We start from the raw sequence: 16,218 nt of genomic DNA on the forward strand, positions 1-16,218 counted from the left end.
CGCATTCGCACCAGGAACCCTCTTCCTGGGTTCTCACGAACTTAGGCGACCGCCGTTACCTGCCCTCTTTCGGGTGCATTGTGATCATTTGCGGACATAGTCAGCCAGTTCTCGTCATCCTCCATGCAGTGCCGGACGAGGCATGGTCGGCCTCCCCGGTCAGCACCAACCGTAACTCGCATGCCTTGCCCACGGCCATAGCGAAGCATCGCGTCATTGAACGCGCCCCTCGCGTCCCCCTCCAGACACGCCTACCGGCAATTTGAGCGCCTTGAAGATGGACAAAACGAGCGAACTGGCTGGCTCAAGGTGGAGAGCTCTTTGACATTCGATTCAGGACATCTACGTGAGCCCCCCGAAACAGGGCAACTCTAGCCAAAACGCGGCGATGCGTCCCGTATGTGGTGCTACTCTGCGCGCATCTCCTGGCCAACGCGCCGCGATCAACCAAAGGCCGAGCCTATCGGCAGTGCCGCACCCAGTTGTCCAGTTCGCCCGCCGTGCTCGCAACACCATGCGTCTCGAGATCTTCGCCAAGTCCGAGACAAAACCCTTCGCCGCTAACGTGCGCGGCGGCAGCTTTCAGCGGTCCCATGATTGACTCGAAAACGCCACGGCAGCATCTTGGTCAACAGGATCATCGACGCTTCGCGATTGGGGCGGTCGTGCGTTACGTATCGAATTGTTTGCCGCAGAGTTGCGCTGGCGTTTATCGATCGACGATGAGACCGCTCGACGCTCAAGGCTTCGCTCCAGATCCGCCAATCCTGCCTTACATTCTGCGACAACCGATTGGGCGCGAAGCAGCTTGACCTTGAGCTCGTCCTGTTGCCTAAGTATTTTCTCAGGATCCCAATCGTCCTGCATTAGCTCATTCACCATCTGCAAAGCACCGATTTAAGGCCGCCGCTTAGCTTCACGAACCCAGGCTCGGTATCTCGCAGATGCCCGACGCTTGAGCCGCCGGCCAAAACTGACGCAAACAAGCGTCCTGAGGTACAACGCCTTTACCCTGGTGTGCCCCATCTTGTTGAGGACCGCCATTCGTATCAAGCCCTTTACAAGACAATCAGATTCTGCTCGGCAAACCGGGGCGCGATCCGAAGATGGCAGAGTTCGCGACGCAGGCGCACGGTTTGGAAAGCGCATCAGGAGACCTCTGCCATCGGTCAAGCGGGCAAGTTCATCTGAATACCTCAACCGGATGCTGAACGAGCATCATGGTCACAAGTGGTTTCACCACATATTCAAGCAACCGGCATGCCAGCGCCGCTTGAGCCTTTTTATGAAGAATTTTCCCGCAGCACCTAGTTGGAGGCGGCGCTGTTGCCGGGTTTGAAACGAACAACGTCTTGAACGAGACAGCTAAAGTCGCAACCATGACGGTGTGACAGAAACGATCACCTTGCCGATGCCGCGCGGGCCATTCTTAAAATAGATAAGTCCGTCGATCCCCTTGTCGGCGCCTTTCTTGTGCTCAAGGTAATTCTGCACGCCGACAAGCCAATTGGCCCACCATTGGAATTCATAAGCATCTCGCTTTGCAAGGTCCCTTGCCTCGCTCAGATTTTCAGGCCTGCCAGTAACCTTATAGCTGGCCTTCGGGCATCTCTCATCAAGGCGACCCTCAATGACATCGATAGCGTGGTGCGTAACGTCTATGCCGATCCAACGGCGGTCCAAGCGTTGCGCTGCTTCAATCGTCGTTCCGCACCCGCAGAACGGATCAAGGACAATGTCACCTGGGTTGCTGGATGCCGCTAATATTCTTTCTAGGAGAACAACAGGCTTTTGCGTCGGGTATCCCATGCGCTCCTTTGCGCGCGCATTCACTGGCGGGATGTCTGTCCATATCGTGGTTAGTACGTTGCCTTTCTGTTCATCCAAGTAGCGCTTGTAGCGCGGTCTCTTTGCTGTATCGAGCGCACCGGATTTTGTGCGCGGATACCATATCATCCCCCTTCTATCGAGATCGGCCATCGTTTCTCGCGAATAGCGCCATCCCATGGGAGGCGACGGGAAACCCTTCCATTCGTACATCATATTGGGGCGGGGCGACGGACTAAGAATAGATGTTAGTTGGAATCTGCGACCGTCCGCATCAGCATTTGAATAGTGCGAACTCACGTAACTGTCCGAGTGCGGTTCGTAGGGTATATTCCAAGTGAAATCCTGCGTGCGCGTATAGAACAGTATCTTATCCGCCACTCGGCTCCACGTTCTGCTATCGCCATGCGCGGCGGTTCGTTTCCAAGTAATTTCGTTCTTGAAGTTTTCGAAACCAAAGATGCCATCAAGAATCAGCTTGAGATAATGGCTAGCGGTTGGGTCGCAGTGCAGGTAAAGACTGCCTGTCGGTCGAAGAATGCGGTGCATTTCGACTAGCCTGACTGACATCATTGCCAGATAGGCCATTAAGTCGCTCTCGCCTAAATAGCTTTTCAGCGCGATGAGGATCGGCGCGGCTCGCGATCCCGATGCAACGACATCATCAAAAGCGACGGCGGCCGGCGTATCCCACCACCAAGTATCTTGGAAAGCAGTTGTCTGTGCCTGGATGGCATCACCCTGCGGCGTTCGGTAAAGGAGGTTATAATTCGCCTTCGAATTGAACGGCGGGTCGAGATAAATCAAATCCACGCTTTCGCGCTCATGCTCTCGCAAATAGTGCAAGTTGTCCCCATAGAACAACTGATTGGCAGTCCTCGACTTTGCCACGTCCGATCCCCCGTCCTGACACGGGAGCGGAGGATGGTCTACAACCGGTAACCACGGGTTATCGACCCCGTCCCAGTTCGGGACGTGGTTAATTTCGAGTGTCATTTTGGAAGTACCTCTCGGTTAGAGGCACTGGCCTGTTTCCGAGCGCGGTGGCCTCAAGGGTGACCTGATTTGCCACGTGGCAGCAGATGTCAGGGTAACTTATGTGTGCAATCTTTGTGCACGGTTGTAAACGCAGGAGTTTGTTCGCTAAGGTGAATGGCAGTATTGTGGTAATCTGTGTGACTTACATGAACCCCGTTACCTCGTCTGGCAACAAAAGGGGGCAGCGTTGCCAACCTGGCTCTTCGCGTCGGGATGGGCTGCATGGAGTTGCACGACCGGGGATCATGGTCGGCGTGCGCTGGCCGGGACGCAGAAGGCAATCGTTAGCTGGGGCCTCGGCAAACGTAACGCCGAAAGCAGCATGGACGGACTGCATGACCTCCGCAGCCGCGTCATCGGCCAGCCTGAGATTTTAACGGACGGCTTCCATCCCCGTAGCAATCCGCAATGCCTTCGGCCCGGACGCCTCTCAGGCGTGAAGACCTACTCGGTAGGCGTGGTAAAGTAAGCGCAGGGCCGCTACTCGCTCGCCGCCGTAGTAGCGGTAAGCCGTGACGTAGTATCTGGCGATCCCGATCGGTACGTTTCAACCAGCTATGTTGAGCGTCAGAACCTTTCGCTGCGCATTGCTACGCGCCGGTTCACCCGACCACGTTGCGGCGGTCGCGCTGTACGTCGCGCACGACAGTCTGGAGGCCCTGCGCACGACGCCAGCTAAGGCGCTAGGCGAGGCTGACAAGGCGTGGAGCGTTGCCCAGCTTGTTGACGCCGCACTCTCCGTGGCGCCTGCACTGCCCACTGTGACGCCGCCAGATCGTCGCCGGAAGTTCAAGGTAATTCAGGGAGGGAGGTAGGGGTGAGTCATAATAACTCACTAAGAACCCTTGCTGAATCAATGATTCTGATACTCTGCAATCCGAGGAGATTCGGATGGCAGACCCAACTTACAATTTGAACGGCGGCTTTAAGCCGACAATGAAAAGGTTCGCTGATCTCAGCGGGCCTGATTTTTTCCCCACCCCACCGTGGGCAACGTTTGCTCTGATCGACAATGAAAAATTCACCGGCGAGATTTGGGAAAGCGCGTGTGGTGATGGGACGATGTCCCGGGTGCTAGAGCAGACCGGGCAGCCCGTTCGCAGTTCTGATTTATACGATCGCGGCTATGGCGAGATCGGCGTCGACTTTCTTGAGCCGAAATGGTCAGCCGACAACATCGTAACCAATCCGCCTTACAACTGCGCTGAGGGCTTTGTCGCCAGCGGCGTCAAGCATTCGAACCGCAAGTTCGCACTGCTGTTGCGGCTTGCCTTCTTAGAGGGCGCGAACCGCGCAAATACGATCTTCGCAAAGATACCGCCCGCTCGGGTCTGGGTTTTCAGTGAACGTATTACCTTCTATCCTAGCGGCGTGGAGCCGAAGGGCAGCGGAACGACGGCTTATGCATGGTTTGTTTGGGATAAAGAAGCGCCGGGCAGAACCGAACTGAAATGGTTCAAACCCGGCTATAAGGCGAAGTTCTCCTAGCTAGGCTGCAACCTCGCGCCCCTGCAGCGCCAAGCCGCCGGGGATGGCGACGAGCTTGCCTTCGTAGATGGCGTTTCCGGGCGACGCTTTATGCGAGGTGATGTTGCGCACCTGCTGCTCCCATAACGCCTCGCCGGGCCGGGTCGTTGATGGCGCAAGGTCTTCGGCTGAAAGCGGTAGGTAATTCGGAATTTCTTCAATCAACTGTTTAATGGTCGCACGACCTGAAGCTCGATCGGTAAGAACTTTGATGGCCGCTTCGGCAACTTCAGCTTCCGTAACTCGGGACATATTCCCTACCTCCATTCTGGTGGAGTCCAGAGATAAGTTCGCGCAATGGTAGTTGGAGTCAGTATAACTACGGTGTGTAATTCGAGTGGCCTACTTTGAAATCCCGAGTGCGGCCAGTACCCGAGCCCTCGCTGTGCCATGAGACTTGAGCACGATGTGCAGCCATGTTTCAGGCGGTGAGGCAGGCAGGCTCGGCTTTCGTCGCGACATGCGTCTATTGCTAGGGCAATGGGGCTGCTGCGCCTTCCGGCGCTGGATCCGCTTGCTTGAGGCGCTCTAGGTAGCCGGGCGCGCACGAAATCACCGCCTCGACCACCGTGTCCAGGACGGGATCGCCGCCGGGAGGCATGGCTTCGACCTCGGCCTTGGCCGGCATTGCATGGTGCGTCACGGCCTGAGCAATCTCGGAGACGCGCCGGATCGTCTGCGTTGGAGAGAGTTTGCAGTCGATGGCGAAGCGCTCCCAGTGGTTGCGTCCGAGCTGGTCAGCCTGCTTCTGCCCGCCGATCTTCTGCGCCATGTTGCGGGTGATCTTCGGATATGGTGCCGACCAGACGATGTCGTAGCCAGGCGCCATGGCGGCGCCGCGCGCCGATAGCATCAGCGAGTAATTTTTGGCGTGCGGAAGCGGGCGGTGTCCTGTGCTGTCATGTGGCGCTGGGTCACGCCGATCATGTCGGCAAATGATGGTCCTTTTAGGCCTCTATCGTTGTTCTGGTACTTGGCAGCTGGCGGCCGGCCGAGGGCTTGGCAGAAGTCCTCCTGATGCAGCCGCCGCCACCTCTTACCGTCACGACGACGGTCATAGCGCTCAGCCGGCAGGTAGCTACATTCGCCTGCCGTCCCGGTCGTCACCGTCGGCATGGGTGTTTAGACCGGACAGATCACTGACGGGTGTTCGGAGACATAGCTGACACATTCGGCAAGCGACATCGAAAGCCGTCCTCGCCGACGAGGAAGGGCTTGTGGGGTAGCTCACTGAGATGCGCTCGAGCGAGGCCTTGTCGGGGATCTCTCGCGATTTGCCGGCGATGAGACCAGTGCCAGGTTGTCCGACGGAGAGCGCGCCGGCGGTGTCGCGGCCCATCTCGGGCAAGAAGACCGATGACGTCGGCCGGCGACTTGCCGAGCATATGACCCACGGTCCCCAGAATTGCGTTCTCCGGCAGCAGATTTGCCGCCCATGGCAGAAGTCCCGAGGCATCGTGCGACGCCCGCGAGAGCGGTATGGTGAGCGACATAGGGAAGGCGCCGGTCAGTCGGCGCCAGGATTCGGCATAGGTGAAGCTGACGCTTCGTCAGCGGCCGTGATCCAGCCAACCCCTCGCGTCTCAAAGTAGACCGGAAGACGGTCCATGAGGCTCCTCCTCGTCGCTGTCGGGAATGTCCGGTGGCTCGGAAGTGTTCGCGCGGCTGGCTTGGGCCTCCTTGAGAACATCCTCGATGCGCAGCCCGAGCACGTTTGCCGCGTGCAGGCTGCGCCCGAGCTGACAGGTGCTTTTTCCGGCCTCCAGGTCGACGATGAAGCGCTTTCCTGTCCCGCTCACCATGGCGAGCTGGTCCTGCCGGAGGCGCTGGCGTTTGCGTTCATTCTGGATGAGGCGACCGAATGCTGCAGCGAACTCGGCGGCTTGGCGCTCAACACCGGTCTCGCCAGGGGCTTCGTTTCCGCCCGAGGGCGGAGTGCCCTTTGAAGGCGTGTTCATAGCTCTCTCATCCTATAGTTGCCGAGCGGGATCTTTATGAGGCGAAACAGCAAAGGTCCAGTGAAAGTTACCGCTCGGGAACTTTTTTGTGATTCCGATCAAAGGAGGTGAAAAAGTTACCGAGCGGGAATATTTCTCATAAGCGAGCCTGAGGGCCAAGAAAAGTTACCGATCCGGAAACCTGCTCCCAATATCAACTGGGTTCATTGAAGAGGAGATCGACGACGATCGGCAGGGAAATCCCCCTAATGCCCCTCGAGCGAAGCAGATCCTTAGCGTCCGCTCGACGTCGAGCGGACGCTGCGGCCTCAGAACGATCCCGGCGATCCTGTGCGGCTCGCGAACCGGCAGCGGATGGGCGACATACGGGACGATCTCGCTGCGGCGAGCCGCGTCAAAACATGAGGCGCTAGGTGATCGGGCGTGTCCCTGATTGCCAGCTGAACCAAATCGCGGAGCCTTCCTCCTTGTGCGCGCGCGAGTTCGACAGCAGCATCGACAGCGCAGCTGCGGCCAACAACTCCTTCCAATGATAGTCCACTTGGTCCTCGAGACCGGCGTAGCAATCAGACGCCTTGAAGTCGACGCAGCAAAAGGACTATGTTAGACAAATTCAATTTTTGTTCAACAAACGGGTAAAGTTCTATGGCAAAAAGATCGGCTCGCAAGTCCACGCCCCTCCGGGCGAAGCGGAGAAGAGCTGCATCCAAGGGTGGCTCAGTACTGATACAAATCTTTAAGCGTGAGCTGGCGACCAGCGGGCTTGTCGCGAGCAAGGCACGATTTGAAGCGGTCATGCTGGCGGCGGAACGATCTGGCCTTTTGAGTGAAAAAGTCAGCCGCATCGGTGGCCGGGTGAGTCCTGCCTTGGTCCGGCAGGCCAAGCACCAGACGGGAATCGAGGCGGATACGGAGTTGATCGAGTTTGCGTTGGCGACGGTCGCACTCGAGGACAACTTCGCAGAAGCGTTCAAGAAGTCTCGGGGCAAGGTTGACCCAGCGTTAAAGCTCGGTTTCTAACGTGGCGGAATTCGACTTTGATGCGGCGCGACGTTGGGCGCGGTTCAATCCGGAAAACACGCTGGCACGGCGCAGCGACGATGAACTTCCGTTCGTCAGCGTCGGCCTGACCGCCGGACAGGGGCTACTGCTCGATACCTGCGTCTATATTGATCAAATGCAAGATCGTTCGCCTCCGATCCTGGACGACCTGATCACGCAGCGACAAGTCAATCATTCGACTGTCGCGATCCAGGAGTTGATGCACACGGTCGGCGCGCTCAATCCTTCCGACGCGCGAACCGCTTCTGTCGTCGATGTGATCGGGAAGCAGATCAAAGCGATGCCGCCGCATCGGATCTTTGCGCCGGACATAGACGTGCTGGGACGAGCCGCGCTGCTATCAGGGATCCTCTGCCGCCTCCAGGGATATGAAAAGGACGGCAAGTTGCGCGCGCTTCAGGATTGCGTGCTGTTCCTGCAGGGGCAAAAGCTCGGCCTGGTCATCCTGACTGCGAATGTCGGCGACTATGATATTCTACTTCAGCTGATACCAGCTGGACGCGTGCTGTTCTATCGTTCGAAATGATCTTCATTTATGTTTGAGAAAGATTTTGATGACCTTAGCTTTCCGACCGCCAGGCTTTGGTTGACCGAGGGTTCAGCATGAACTTTCCGAATCAGTGGTGTCCCTGGCTGGACCGGCCCGTCGTTGACGATTTCGCATGCACGGCTGCGCCAGCCGCGATCGATGCGCAGAGAACCCTCCGGCATTTGGGGTAGCAGCACCGCGGTCTCGACGGGTTCGGACAGCCTATTGTGTTCAGCCGGATGAGTATGGACCTCCATTTCGGGACCTCATCAACAAGCTGGACAAGGAACTGGTGAGATCCTTACCTAAAGACTCTCCGTCTGCGCTGAGTTGCCCGCGAAAAGAAGGAACGCGGAATCGCCTTGATGCCAGCCGATCGCGTTGCAGAGGTAAAGGTACGTTGCGCCGAGATTGGGCCGGAACATGGCTTGCGCGAGGAATTCAGCGAAGATCTCTGTGCGCTAACGCCTTCGAGCTCGAAGCGATGATCATAGACACGAAGGCTGGTCTCGTGAGGGTCCGCATCTACACGCTCTGTCCAGCGAGAGGCTGTCACCATCATGCGATCTCAAAGCATCTTGAGTTCTACAGCTCGGCGCGCCGCGATCGCGTTCTTCTTCACCTACTCGACGCCATTCTCCCTCTTCCCCTTCGTGCGCCCCGCTACTGCGCGGAGGTGCAAGACGGAAGCCCCAGTGCTTCGCGAAGGCGATGAGCTCGTCTTAAACTGAACCGACCGGCCCACCGCGTCATCGGGCACCACGAGCGCGCCTGGATTGTCCATCAGCACTTCCTCCGGTACGCTGCCGAATGTCCGCAACGCTGCCGGCCAGTGGTCTGAACCAATTGAGGACAATAGTAGCTCCGACGGGCAGATGCAACAATTGGCCGTTTCTTTCAGCCAGGAGCGAAGCCCGTCAGCTTCTCGCAAAAGGTTGCCGGAGTAGCGGTGCCGTCCTGGTCTGCCTTCGAGCGCAGACAGGAATTGCCGCCCCTCTTGCGTATTTCCCGGCCAAGAGCATCGCCAAACACAAAGTCCGCCGGGATCCGGCCCCTGTTCCGCCAACCGCTTCATGGGCTCGAGGCGTGCGCGACTTCTTCCCGACTGTTCACGAGCGTACGGCTCGAGGTGGCTAGCTGGCCGAAATACGTTGCCACAGCGGCACTGCGACCTGGCTGGTAGAGCTGTGACTCTGGCTGCAGCGATTGGTCGATGGTCCCAGAAGATCGAAGCTCTCAAGCGGTTTACGCGACGGCCACATGCGTAGAAGAGACGGTCGAAAGGCCGAACGCCCGGCGCGCCGTGACAGGCATCGCCGGACAGGTGCGAGAACACGCTTTGTAGAGCAGTGTCCGGAGGCGGGTCGGATCAGCCAACCCGGAGATCCTCAGCTGAGGTCTTACCCGAACGCCCGGCCTTGAGCTCATAACTTACCCGGGCCCCCTCTTCGAGGGTGGTGTAACCGGCCTTTTCGACGGCACTGATGTGCACGAAGACATCGGGACTTCCGTCCTCAGGCCTGATGAATCCATAACCTTTGGTCGGGTTGAACCACTTCACAATACCCATTGCCACGGCGGCATCTCCATAGTGAACCATTGTGATCTAGCGAAGAGTCTCCCCGTCATCAAGACGGTCGGCAAGAGATGCCCAAAATCGCTCCGCTGATCACGTGCTTGTTTTCTGTATGGCGTGGTCTAGCTGCGGCCGCATCGTGCAAGCGACAAAAATCCTGACGTCGACGACAGTTTCGCCAAGGCTTCAGCCCAGATGACATTTTGATATTCGCTTCACTCATCGCGCACCACCGGCTTACAGAACAGTTGCGTAGCCTCGAACATGCCGCGCTCATCCAGAGCCGGCGGATGGTTTTCATCGACCTTGAACGACAGGCCGGCCGCGAACTCCTTGCGCAGCCTGGAGCAGGAATGTCAATCCGAGCATGCCTGCATGAAGATGCCTGAAATGTTTTCTCAAGCACGAAGACGCTCACACGGCTGCGCTTTGGCTGTTCGTCTTCGGAGGTCGCCCGCACGTCGCGCCCTGTCGAACGAACAGGGCCTGCCGAGCTCAAGGAAGCGCATTTGGCAAGCTATCCGCTCGTCCTGTTGTATTCGGGCGAATCGGCAAACCCGCTCGACAACGGCGGAGCCTGTCAAACCGGTAACTTGCGCATCTGACGAACTTCGTCGCGCCGCCGGCGGCTCACCAGCCTCTCGCCCGGGTCCGATGAATTCACCGGAGCAACGTGAAGGCCTTGAGATAACCGTCTCGATCTGATCTGCTTCGATCAGCCCGTTGACGGAAGTTTACTCAGAACAAAGCCGCCTCCATGCATAGGTGTATTCAAGCGCCAGTTGACGCGCGTGTTCCGTGAGATTGGCCGCGGCGCTGTGTCCCCCGTCGATGTTCTCGTAATACAGGTAAGGTTGGCCCAGCGCGGCGAGCTTCGCGGCAGCCTTGCGGCCGTGTGCTGGATGCACGTGGTCGTCCTTGGTGGAGGTAAGAATTAAGGGAACGGGATAGGTTTTTCCCGCCACCAGCTTCTGGTAGGGCGAGTAGCTTTCGATCCAAGCACGCTGCTCGGCAATGGCGGGGTCACCGTACTCGCCGATCCAGGAGGCGCCCGCGCCCAGCTTAGTGTATCGAAGCATGTCAAGCAGCGGCACCTCGATGATCGCCGCGTTGAATAACTCGGGACGTTGGGTGATTGCCGCGCCAACGAGGAGGCCACCCTGGCTGCCGCCAATTACTCCAAGCCGGCGTGGACTCGTGATCTTGCGGCGGATCAGGTTCTCGGCAACGGCAAGGAAATCATCCCATGTCGTCTGCTTCGTTGCCCCCTGGGCGGCTTGATGCCATTGTGGGCCAAACTCGCCGCCCCCGCGCAGGTTCGCAACGACATAGGCATTGCCCTGTTCGAGCCAGAGCCGCCCCCCCGGCCCCAGATCAGAGGGCAGAAGCCGAACCTGGAAACCGCCATAGCCATGGAGAAGTGTCGGAATTGCGCCGTCAAACCTTGCGTTCTTAGGCCGCACCAGAAAATAGGGAATTGACGTGCCATCAGGCGAAGTGGCTTCGAGCTGCTCCACGACGTGCTTGGACACATCTAAGGCAGACGGTGTCCTCTTCAATTCCTCAAGTCTTTTGCTTTCCGCATCAAAATACCAGACTGACGTTGGTCCGAGATAGCTCGAGACGGCAAACTTGACCCGGTCCGCTTCATCGTAGGTAACTGACAGGCTGACACCTGTATGTTCCGGCAGCGGTATGGGCGTCGCGGACCAAGCTCCCTGAGCGTACTTATAGACGAACGCTTTGCTCTGAACGTTCTCAAGGATCGTCAGGATCAAGAATTTCTTTGTGGCCGTTAACTCGCTCACGGCCTGGCGGGGTCCAGGTTGAAAGACAAGCGAGGCTTTGGCGCGCAACGGATCCTGCTTCCATTCGTCGAGGTCATACGAGATCACCGAGCCCGCCGTGAAGCGGTTGTCCTCGGACGGCATCCAGTCCTCGTCAAGTTTCACAAGCAGGCGGCCGCACGCGAGCGCGACGATCTCGGCCTTCTTCGGCAGATTGAGCTTGACGGGCCCATCGGGGCGGAAGACCACATATTCGGACTCGAAAGAGCTGATTGCGCGGACCGCGCCGGTCGCATGAATATGACGCTCGCTGTCACGAAGCACGAAGGACTGCGTCTCACTGTCGGTGGGCTCGCCACGATAGATCTCGCGAGCCTCACTGAGCGACTGAGCGCGTTTGAGCTCCTTCACCACAAAGGGGTAGCCGGCTTGCGTCAAAGTCCCCTCGCCCCAGTCCCGTGCAACAAGCAGTGTGTCACGATCGACCCAGCTGACGTCCTGCTTGCCCTCCGGGAGACTAAAGCCGTCCGCAACGAAGGTCTTCGCGGTGCGATCGAACTCCCGCATGGACACGGCCTCCTTGCCGCCATCGGAAAGACTAATTAGGCAGAGGCGCTCTTCAGGCGGAAGGCAGCTGGCACCTCGAAAGACCCAATTTCTATTCTCGGCGACGGCCAAGGCGTCCACGTCGAGGATGGCTTCCCACTTTGGGTCCTGGCCACGATCGCTCTCACGCGTGGTGCGCCGCCAGACGCCGCGCACCTGGTTCTCGTCTTGCCAGAAATGCTCCAAACCGCGCCCTTCCAATTGAATATCTGCGATTCGATCCTTCTGCAGGATGGAGACCGCCTGTTCGTAGAAGTGCCGATAGCGAGGATCCGACTGAAGCACCCCGAGCGTCTTCTCGTTCTCGGCGCGAACCCAGGCCACTGCGGCTGGCCCTTCGATCTCCTCGAGCCAACGGAATGGATCATCAGTCAGTGCCGCATCGGTTCGCTCCTGTGAAAGCGTCGTGGAGATCAAGCAGGCAATCGACATCAGCGTGGCGAACAGGAGTGATGACTTCATGGTTGCTCCGGCTAACGTCCAGCGGCCAGGCTCGCCCCGAGTCAATCAGAAGCGGCGGAAAGCACGCAAGCGCGTGACACAGCGCGGCTTGCGCTACCCCCTCACTGCAAGCTGCGTGCCGACTAAAGAGTCGCAAGTTTCAACGCTCCGGTTGCAGCACGATGTCCGCTTCCCTTCACTGGTTGCCAAGCAGACACCGACAACGTGTCAGCCGGACAGTCCGTCAGATGGCACCGGTCTTTTCGGATTCAGCGACCAAGAACGGATGCTCCGCCTGTGTAGATCCCTTCGAGCGAGTTTATTTGGCAGACTTGTCGACGGGGGGTATCATGACAAAGAGAAGCGACTTTCCCAGGGGATTGCACTCAAGACGATGAGGGCAGAAGCAAGGACTACGGCTCTTAGTAGCAATCCGTCTTGAGGTCGAGGCTCTAACCAGACGGGTTCAAGCGCCGGGTCAGGTTCTATCTTTCGATAAGTTGACGAAACGAAGCTGTCATCAGGAGTTCTTTTGTCGCTAGGGTCAGGCTCAAACAGTCCTGACCCTACCGGCGGCAATCGGGCGCACGAGCCCGTGGTCCTTCAAAGGCGTACCACGCTAAGGACGAAGGGGCGAGATGTCGATCGAGAATGTCCGCTGCGGCGGAGCAGCTTGGCGGGGGCGAGGCGAGTGCGGGCCACCCTGTGCTAACGGGACTTGCGGCCTCCATTGCAATGGGCAGCCTTTCCGTCGCGGAACGACCAAAAGCTCGCTGATGCCGACGCCACTTGCATAAGCGTCGTTTACGGGTACGGAACAACGCTGCACACCGCCCCGTCCATTATGGATCACTCCCTTGATACCTTGATGCAGCTCGTTCAATCTTTTCCGGTCATCACCCAGGCTTGCGCAACCTGCAAGAACCGCGTCGGCGTTAATTCTATTCGTTCCTCTGTGCTGCTGCAGAACAGCGTAATCTGCCGTGCTGTGCTCCTCGCCTGCTCAATCCTACCCGACACCGGGCTCTTGTTCGGGACGACCGCTGAGCGAAGCTGTGGCTATCGGCAGCTCCCAGAGTCTGTGCTGAGAGTGCATCAGTCGGGCCTCTAGCGCTTCATAGGCCTTCTTCGCGTCTGCACGCGCGGCCTCCTTCAGGGCGACATCCGCGGGGTCGATCTCGTTGTAGGTGGCCAGCGCCTCGGCATGGTTCCGGTACAGCGGCATCTGAGCCACGTTGGTCCAGCCGCGACCGATAATAAGGCACTGATCAGCCGGAACGGTTTGTCCAGCTCCCGGACGTAGTCTGCCGACCAGTCGTGGATGGTATAGGATTCAATCTTATCCATCATCGACCGCCAGCGCTTGACACGCTCCTCAAGCGGCATGTTTGCCGCTCTTGATATAGCATCTGCGACTTCTTTGGGATCGTTTGGATCCACCAGCAGCGCCTCGTCCTCGTTGAAGTCTTCAGCCGCCCCTGCAAACTTCGATAGGACCAGAACGCCGGGATCCTCCGGGACTTGGGCAGCAACATATTCTTTCGCTACCAGATTCATGCCGTCCCGCAGTGGCGTGACCACACCTACATGTGCCGCGCGGTAGAGACGCGCGAGTGCAGCCTGGTTAAACGAGTCATTCGTGTAGTGGATCGGCCTCCACTCGTCGGTGCCATGATCGTCATTGACGTGGTTGATCGCATTCTCCACGTCCTCTTTGTACTTCTGATACTCCTCGACGTCGGCGCGCGAGGACGGCGCGATCTGTAACAGCGAGATGCTCTGCGGCTCCTTCTTCAAAAGCTCATTGAAGGCTTCGACCCGTTTATCGATGCCTTTGGTGTAGTCGAGCCGGTCTACGCCGATAGCAAACTTGGCGCCTTGAAATTCTTGCAATAACGACGAGACTTTTTCTTGCTCAGCGGGAGAGAGGTCTGCCGCAAGATACGCCGCGAACTGCTCGGGATCGATACCGATTGGGAACTTTTGAAGTCGTGTCTGCCCACTTTCCGTGGTCACAATGCCATCCTTGCTCTCGAGCCCGAAATGGGTCCGCAGGCAGGCCAGGAAATTGTTTAGATCCCGGTTCGTCTGAAAGCCGAGCAGATCGTACTTCAGCATCGATTTCATCAGTTCGCGATGGTTGGGTACGCACTCTATCATGTCAGGCGTGGGCCATGGCGTATGGAGGAAAAAGCCGGTTGGCCGCTCAACGCCCAGGTCTTTCAGCTCGGCCCCAAGCGGGAGCAGATGATAATCATGAACCCAGAATGCGTCCCTATCTCGTACGTCGAAAGCCGCGCGAGCGATGAAGTCGTTGATCCTTCGATAGCTGCCATAATCCTCTTGCGAGGCCGACATCCGGTCCGGCAAAGAGTGCAATGCTGGCCACAAGGTTGAATTCGAATAACCTCGATAGTAGCCAGCATGGTCCGCGGCCGGCAGATCGAGCCTGGCGACGTGGCCTGCACCAGTCGGCACCAGTGGCAGGGGCCGCTCGATCCCGTCGCCACGGGTCTCCGAAGAGCCTATCCAAACCGCGCCCGAACGTTCCACCACCGGCTCGAGACCCGCGGCAAGCCCCCCAGTCTGGGGTTTATTGGGGTCGAACGGCGCAATGCGGTTCGAAATGACGACAAGATTCAAATCGGGTTGCTGGTTGACAGCATCAAGGCGATCCTCCACCTCGTCCGATACACTGGGATCGGAAGGACCTGCACTAGCTTGTTGCTCTTGCGGTCTCTCGTCCAGGTGCTGATCAAAGGCCAGCTTGACCTATGGTTTCATCTTGCTCGGTGGCGGCTGATGTGCTGGCGGGGTCCAACGTTGCCGTATCGAGCGTGTCTTGGATTCGAACCATCTCGCAACTCCGCTTGACGATGTTTACGTTTGTTGCAGTCGCAGATCAGCCCCGAGATACCTCCACTTCGCCAGGATGGTAGGTCTAGCTTTCGCGAAGCTGACCGGTCGGGCAAAATAGTCGGATTGCTGCATCCATCCAGGACTTCGAGGCGGTGGCGGCGGAGGAGGCGACGAGATGTCGGATTAAGGCAGGTCGACGTTTGGCTTCATTGACTTGATGAGTACACGCAGGGCGTTGTCGTCATAGGCGACGACGCACAGTGCGCCTCGACGCTAGGAAGACTCGGGCGCTGTGGCGAGGTCACCGTCCTGATCGGCACCATTTGAATGGCGCTAGTGCGCATTGACGACTATATGGAGTACTCAACCCTCTGAATGTGGCAGATCTTGCTTGCCAAGATCGGTCGCCCGCTCCGGCCTTCCGACAGTACGATATAGACGGACATCATAGGGGTCCTGGCGTCGCCCGCGCCCGACGTATCGGCGCGCATCCGAATAAGAGGTAGTAACCTGCAGCGAAGCTTCTCCTCTCAAACTGCCGCGGCTCACAATCTTGGCTGTCTCAGGGTCTCGCCCTGCGCGCTGATACGGTCCGTTCCGTGACATGCGCCTGTTGATACCGTGAGGAGGATACCCCGATGTGGTGGGCTTAATGCTCTGCCCGCGGCACTAACAATGCAGGCGACTACCGACTACCCGCCAACGAACGAAATTGGTTCGGCCAGTTTGCTTGGGACGTGCGTCCGTAATGACTCTTACGGAACGGTACCCACCTTCCGGAGAATATAAGCTGTACATTACGCACCGTGCGTCGACAGCAACATCACCGCACGAAAATGGGCCGAGGACAGCGCTTCTTCGCCTCTCCAGCAAGATGGGGTTGCGAGCAGGCTACAGCCTGTGCCGATCGCGGCTGTCTCGCGCAAACGAGTCGCGCACGAAGGCCCCTTGCGATCCGGGTTGTACCGGAGCGGCCGCCACCATCGCAGTCATGATTTCATGTTGCGG

Annotated in this window: 10 protein-coding genes and 1 pseudogene; 3 read left to right on the top strand and 8 right to left on the bottom strand. The window is 58.2% G+C overall.

The genetic code is table 11. The features are described 5' to 3' along the window. Positions 1-1,365: 1,365 nt before the first annotated feature. Positions 1,366-2,640 (bottom strand): DNA methyltransferase, encoded by a 1,275-nt coding sequence (locus QA649_RS35985; RefSeq protein ID WP_283021336.1) that lies wholly within the window; start codon positions 2,638-2,640, stop codon positions 1,366-1,368. Positions 2,641-3,756: 1,116 nt separating this feature from the next. Here QA649_RS35985 and QA649_RS35990 point away from each other — a divergent pair. After that, the gene (locus QA649_RS35990) at positions 3,757-4,353 is read left to right on the top strand and encodes a hypothetical protein (RefSeq protein WP_283021337.1); all 597 of its coding nucleotides are present in this window, start codon (positions 3,757-3,759) and stop codon (positions 4,351-4,353) included. Here the strand turns inward: QA649_RS35990 and QA649_RS35995 are convergent, their stop codons facing one another. The 4 genes and pseudogenes from QA649_RS35995 to QA649_RS36010 form a co-directional block, all read right to left on the bottom strand. After that, positions 4,354-4,644: a hypothetical protein gene (locus tag QA649_RS35995; RefSeq protein ID WP_283021338.1), complete on the bottom strand. Its 291-nt coding sequence runs from the start codon at positions 4,642-4,644 to the stop codon at positions 4,354-4,356. It lies immediately after the preceding gene. Between the two features lie 220 nt (positions 4,645-4,864). Next, complete coding sequence (locus QA649_RS36000) at positions 4,865-5,221, bottom strand: hypothetical protein (protein WP_283021339.1); 357 nt, start codon at positions 5,219-5,221, stop codon at positions 4,865-4,867. A gap of 23 nt (positions 5,222-5,244) precedes the next feature. Then, positions 5,245-5,508: a HipA domain-containing protein gene (locus QA649_RS36005; protein WP_283021340.1), complete on the bottom strand. Its 264-nt coding sequence runs from the start codon at positions 5,506-5,508 to the stop codon at positions 5,245-5,247. A 608-nt stretch (positions 5,509-6,116) separates the two neighbouring features. Next, positions 6,117-6,242 (bottom strand): annotated as a pseudogene (locus QA649_RS36010) (transcriptional regulator); the annotation flags it as partial. A 903-nt stretch (positions 6,243-7,145) separates the two neighbouring features. Between QA649_RS36010 and QA649_RS36015 the strand changes: the two are divergent. Further along, the gene (locus tag QA649_RS36015; RefSeq protein ID WP_283021341.1) at positions 7,146-7,370 is read left to right on the top strand and encodes a hypothetical protein; all 225 of its coding nucleotides are present in this window, start codon (positions 7,146-7,148) and stop codon (positions 7,368-7,370) included. Position 7,371: 1 nt separating this feature from the next. Then, positions 7,372-7,938, top strand: coding sequence for a DNA-binding protein (locus tag QA649_RS36020; RefSeq protein WP_283021342.1), 567 nt, complete (start codon positions 7,372-7,374; stop codon positions 7,936-7,938). Positions 7,939-9,310: 1,372 nt separating this feature from the next. Here QA649_RS36020 and QA649_RS36025 read toward each other — a convergent pair. The 3 genes from QA649_RS36025 to QA649_RS36035 form a co-directional block, all read right to left on the bottom strand. After that, the gene (locus QA649_RS36025) at positions 9,311-9,517 is read right to left on the bottom strand and encodes a cold-shock protein (protein WP_208639263.1); all 207 of its coding nucleotides are present in this window, start codon (positions 9,515-9,517) and stop codon (positions 9,311-9,313) included. A gap of 734 nt (positions 9,518-10,251) precedes the next feature. Next, positions 10,252-12,372, bottom strand: coding sequence for a prolyl oligopeptidase family serine peptidase (locus tag QA649_RS36030; protein WP_283021343.1), 2,121 nt, complete (start codon positions 12,370-12,372; stop codon positions 10,252-10,254). A gap of 1,131 nt (positions 12,373-13,503) precedes the next feature. After that, positions 13,504-15,033 carry a trehalose-6-phosphate synthase gene (locus tag QA649_RS36035; protein ID WP_283021344.1) on the bottom strand — a complete coding sequence of 510 codons (1,530 nt, stop codon included), beginning with the start codon at positions 15,031-15,033 and terminating at the stop codon, positions 13,504-13,506. Positions 15,034-16,218 lie beyond the last annotated feature (1,185 nt).

The organism is Bradyrhizobium sp. CB1717, from assembly GCF_029714325.1.
In the GTDB taxonomy this organism is placed as follows: domain Bacteria; phylum Pseudomonadota; class Alphaproteobacteria; order Rhizobiales; family Xanthobacteraceae; genus Bradyrhizobium.

What these genes read in the sequence shown, in the direction of transcription:
- QA649_RS35990 (WP_283021337.1), top strand. Translation starts at nt 3,757, where the DNA reads ATGGCAGACCCAACTTACAATTTGAACGGCGGCTTTAAGCCGACAATG.
- QA649_RS36015 (WP_283021341.1), top strand. Translation starts at nt 7,146, where the DNA reads ATGCTGGCGGCGGAACGATCTGGCCTTTTGAGTGAAAAAGTCAGCCGC.
- QA649_RS35995 (WP_283021338.1), bottom strand. Translation starts at nt 4,644, where the DNA reads ATGTCCCGAGTTACGGAAGCTGAAGTTGCCGAAGCGGCCATCAAAGTT.
- QA649_RS36030 (WP_283021343.1), bottom strand. Translation starts at nt 12,372, where the DNA reads ATGAAGTCATCACTCCTGTTCGCCACGCTGATGTCGATTGCCTGCTTG.
- QA649_RS36000 (WP_283021339.1), bottom strand. Translation starts at nt 5,221, where the DNA reads ATGGCGCCTGGCTACGACATCGTCTGGTCGGCACCATATCCGAAGATC.
- QA649_RS36005 (WP_283021340.1), bottom strand. Translation starts at nt 5,508, where the DNA reads ATGCCGACGGTGACGACCGGGACGGCAGGCGAATGTAGCTACCTGCCG.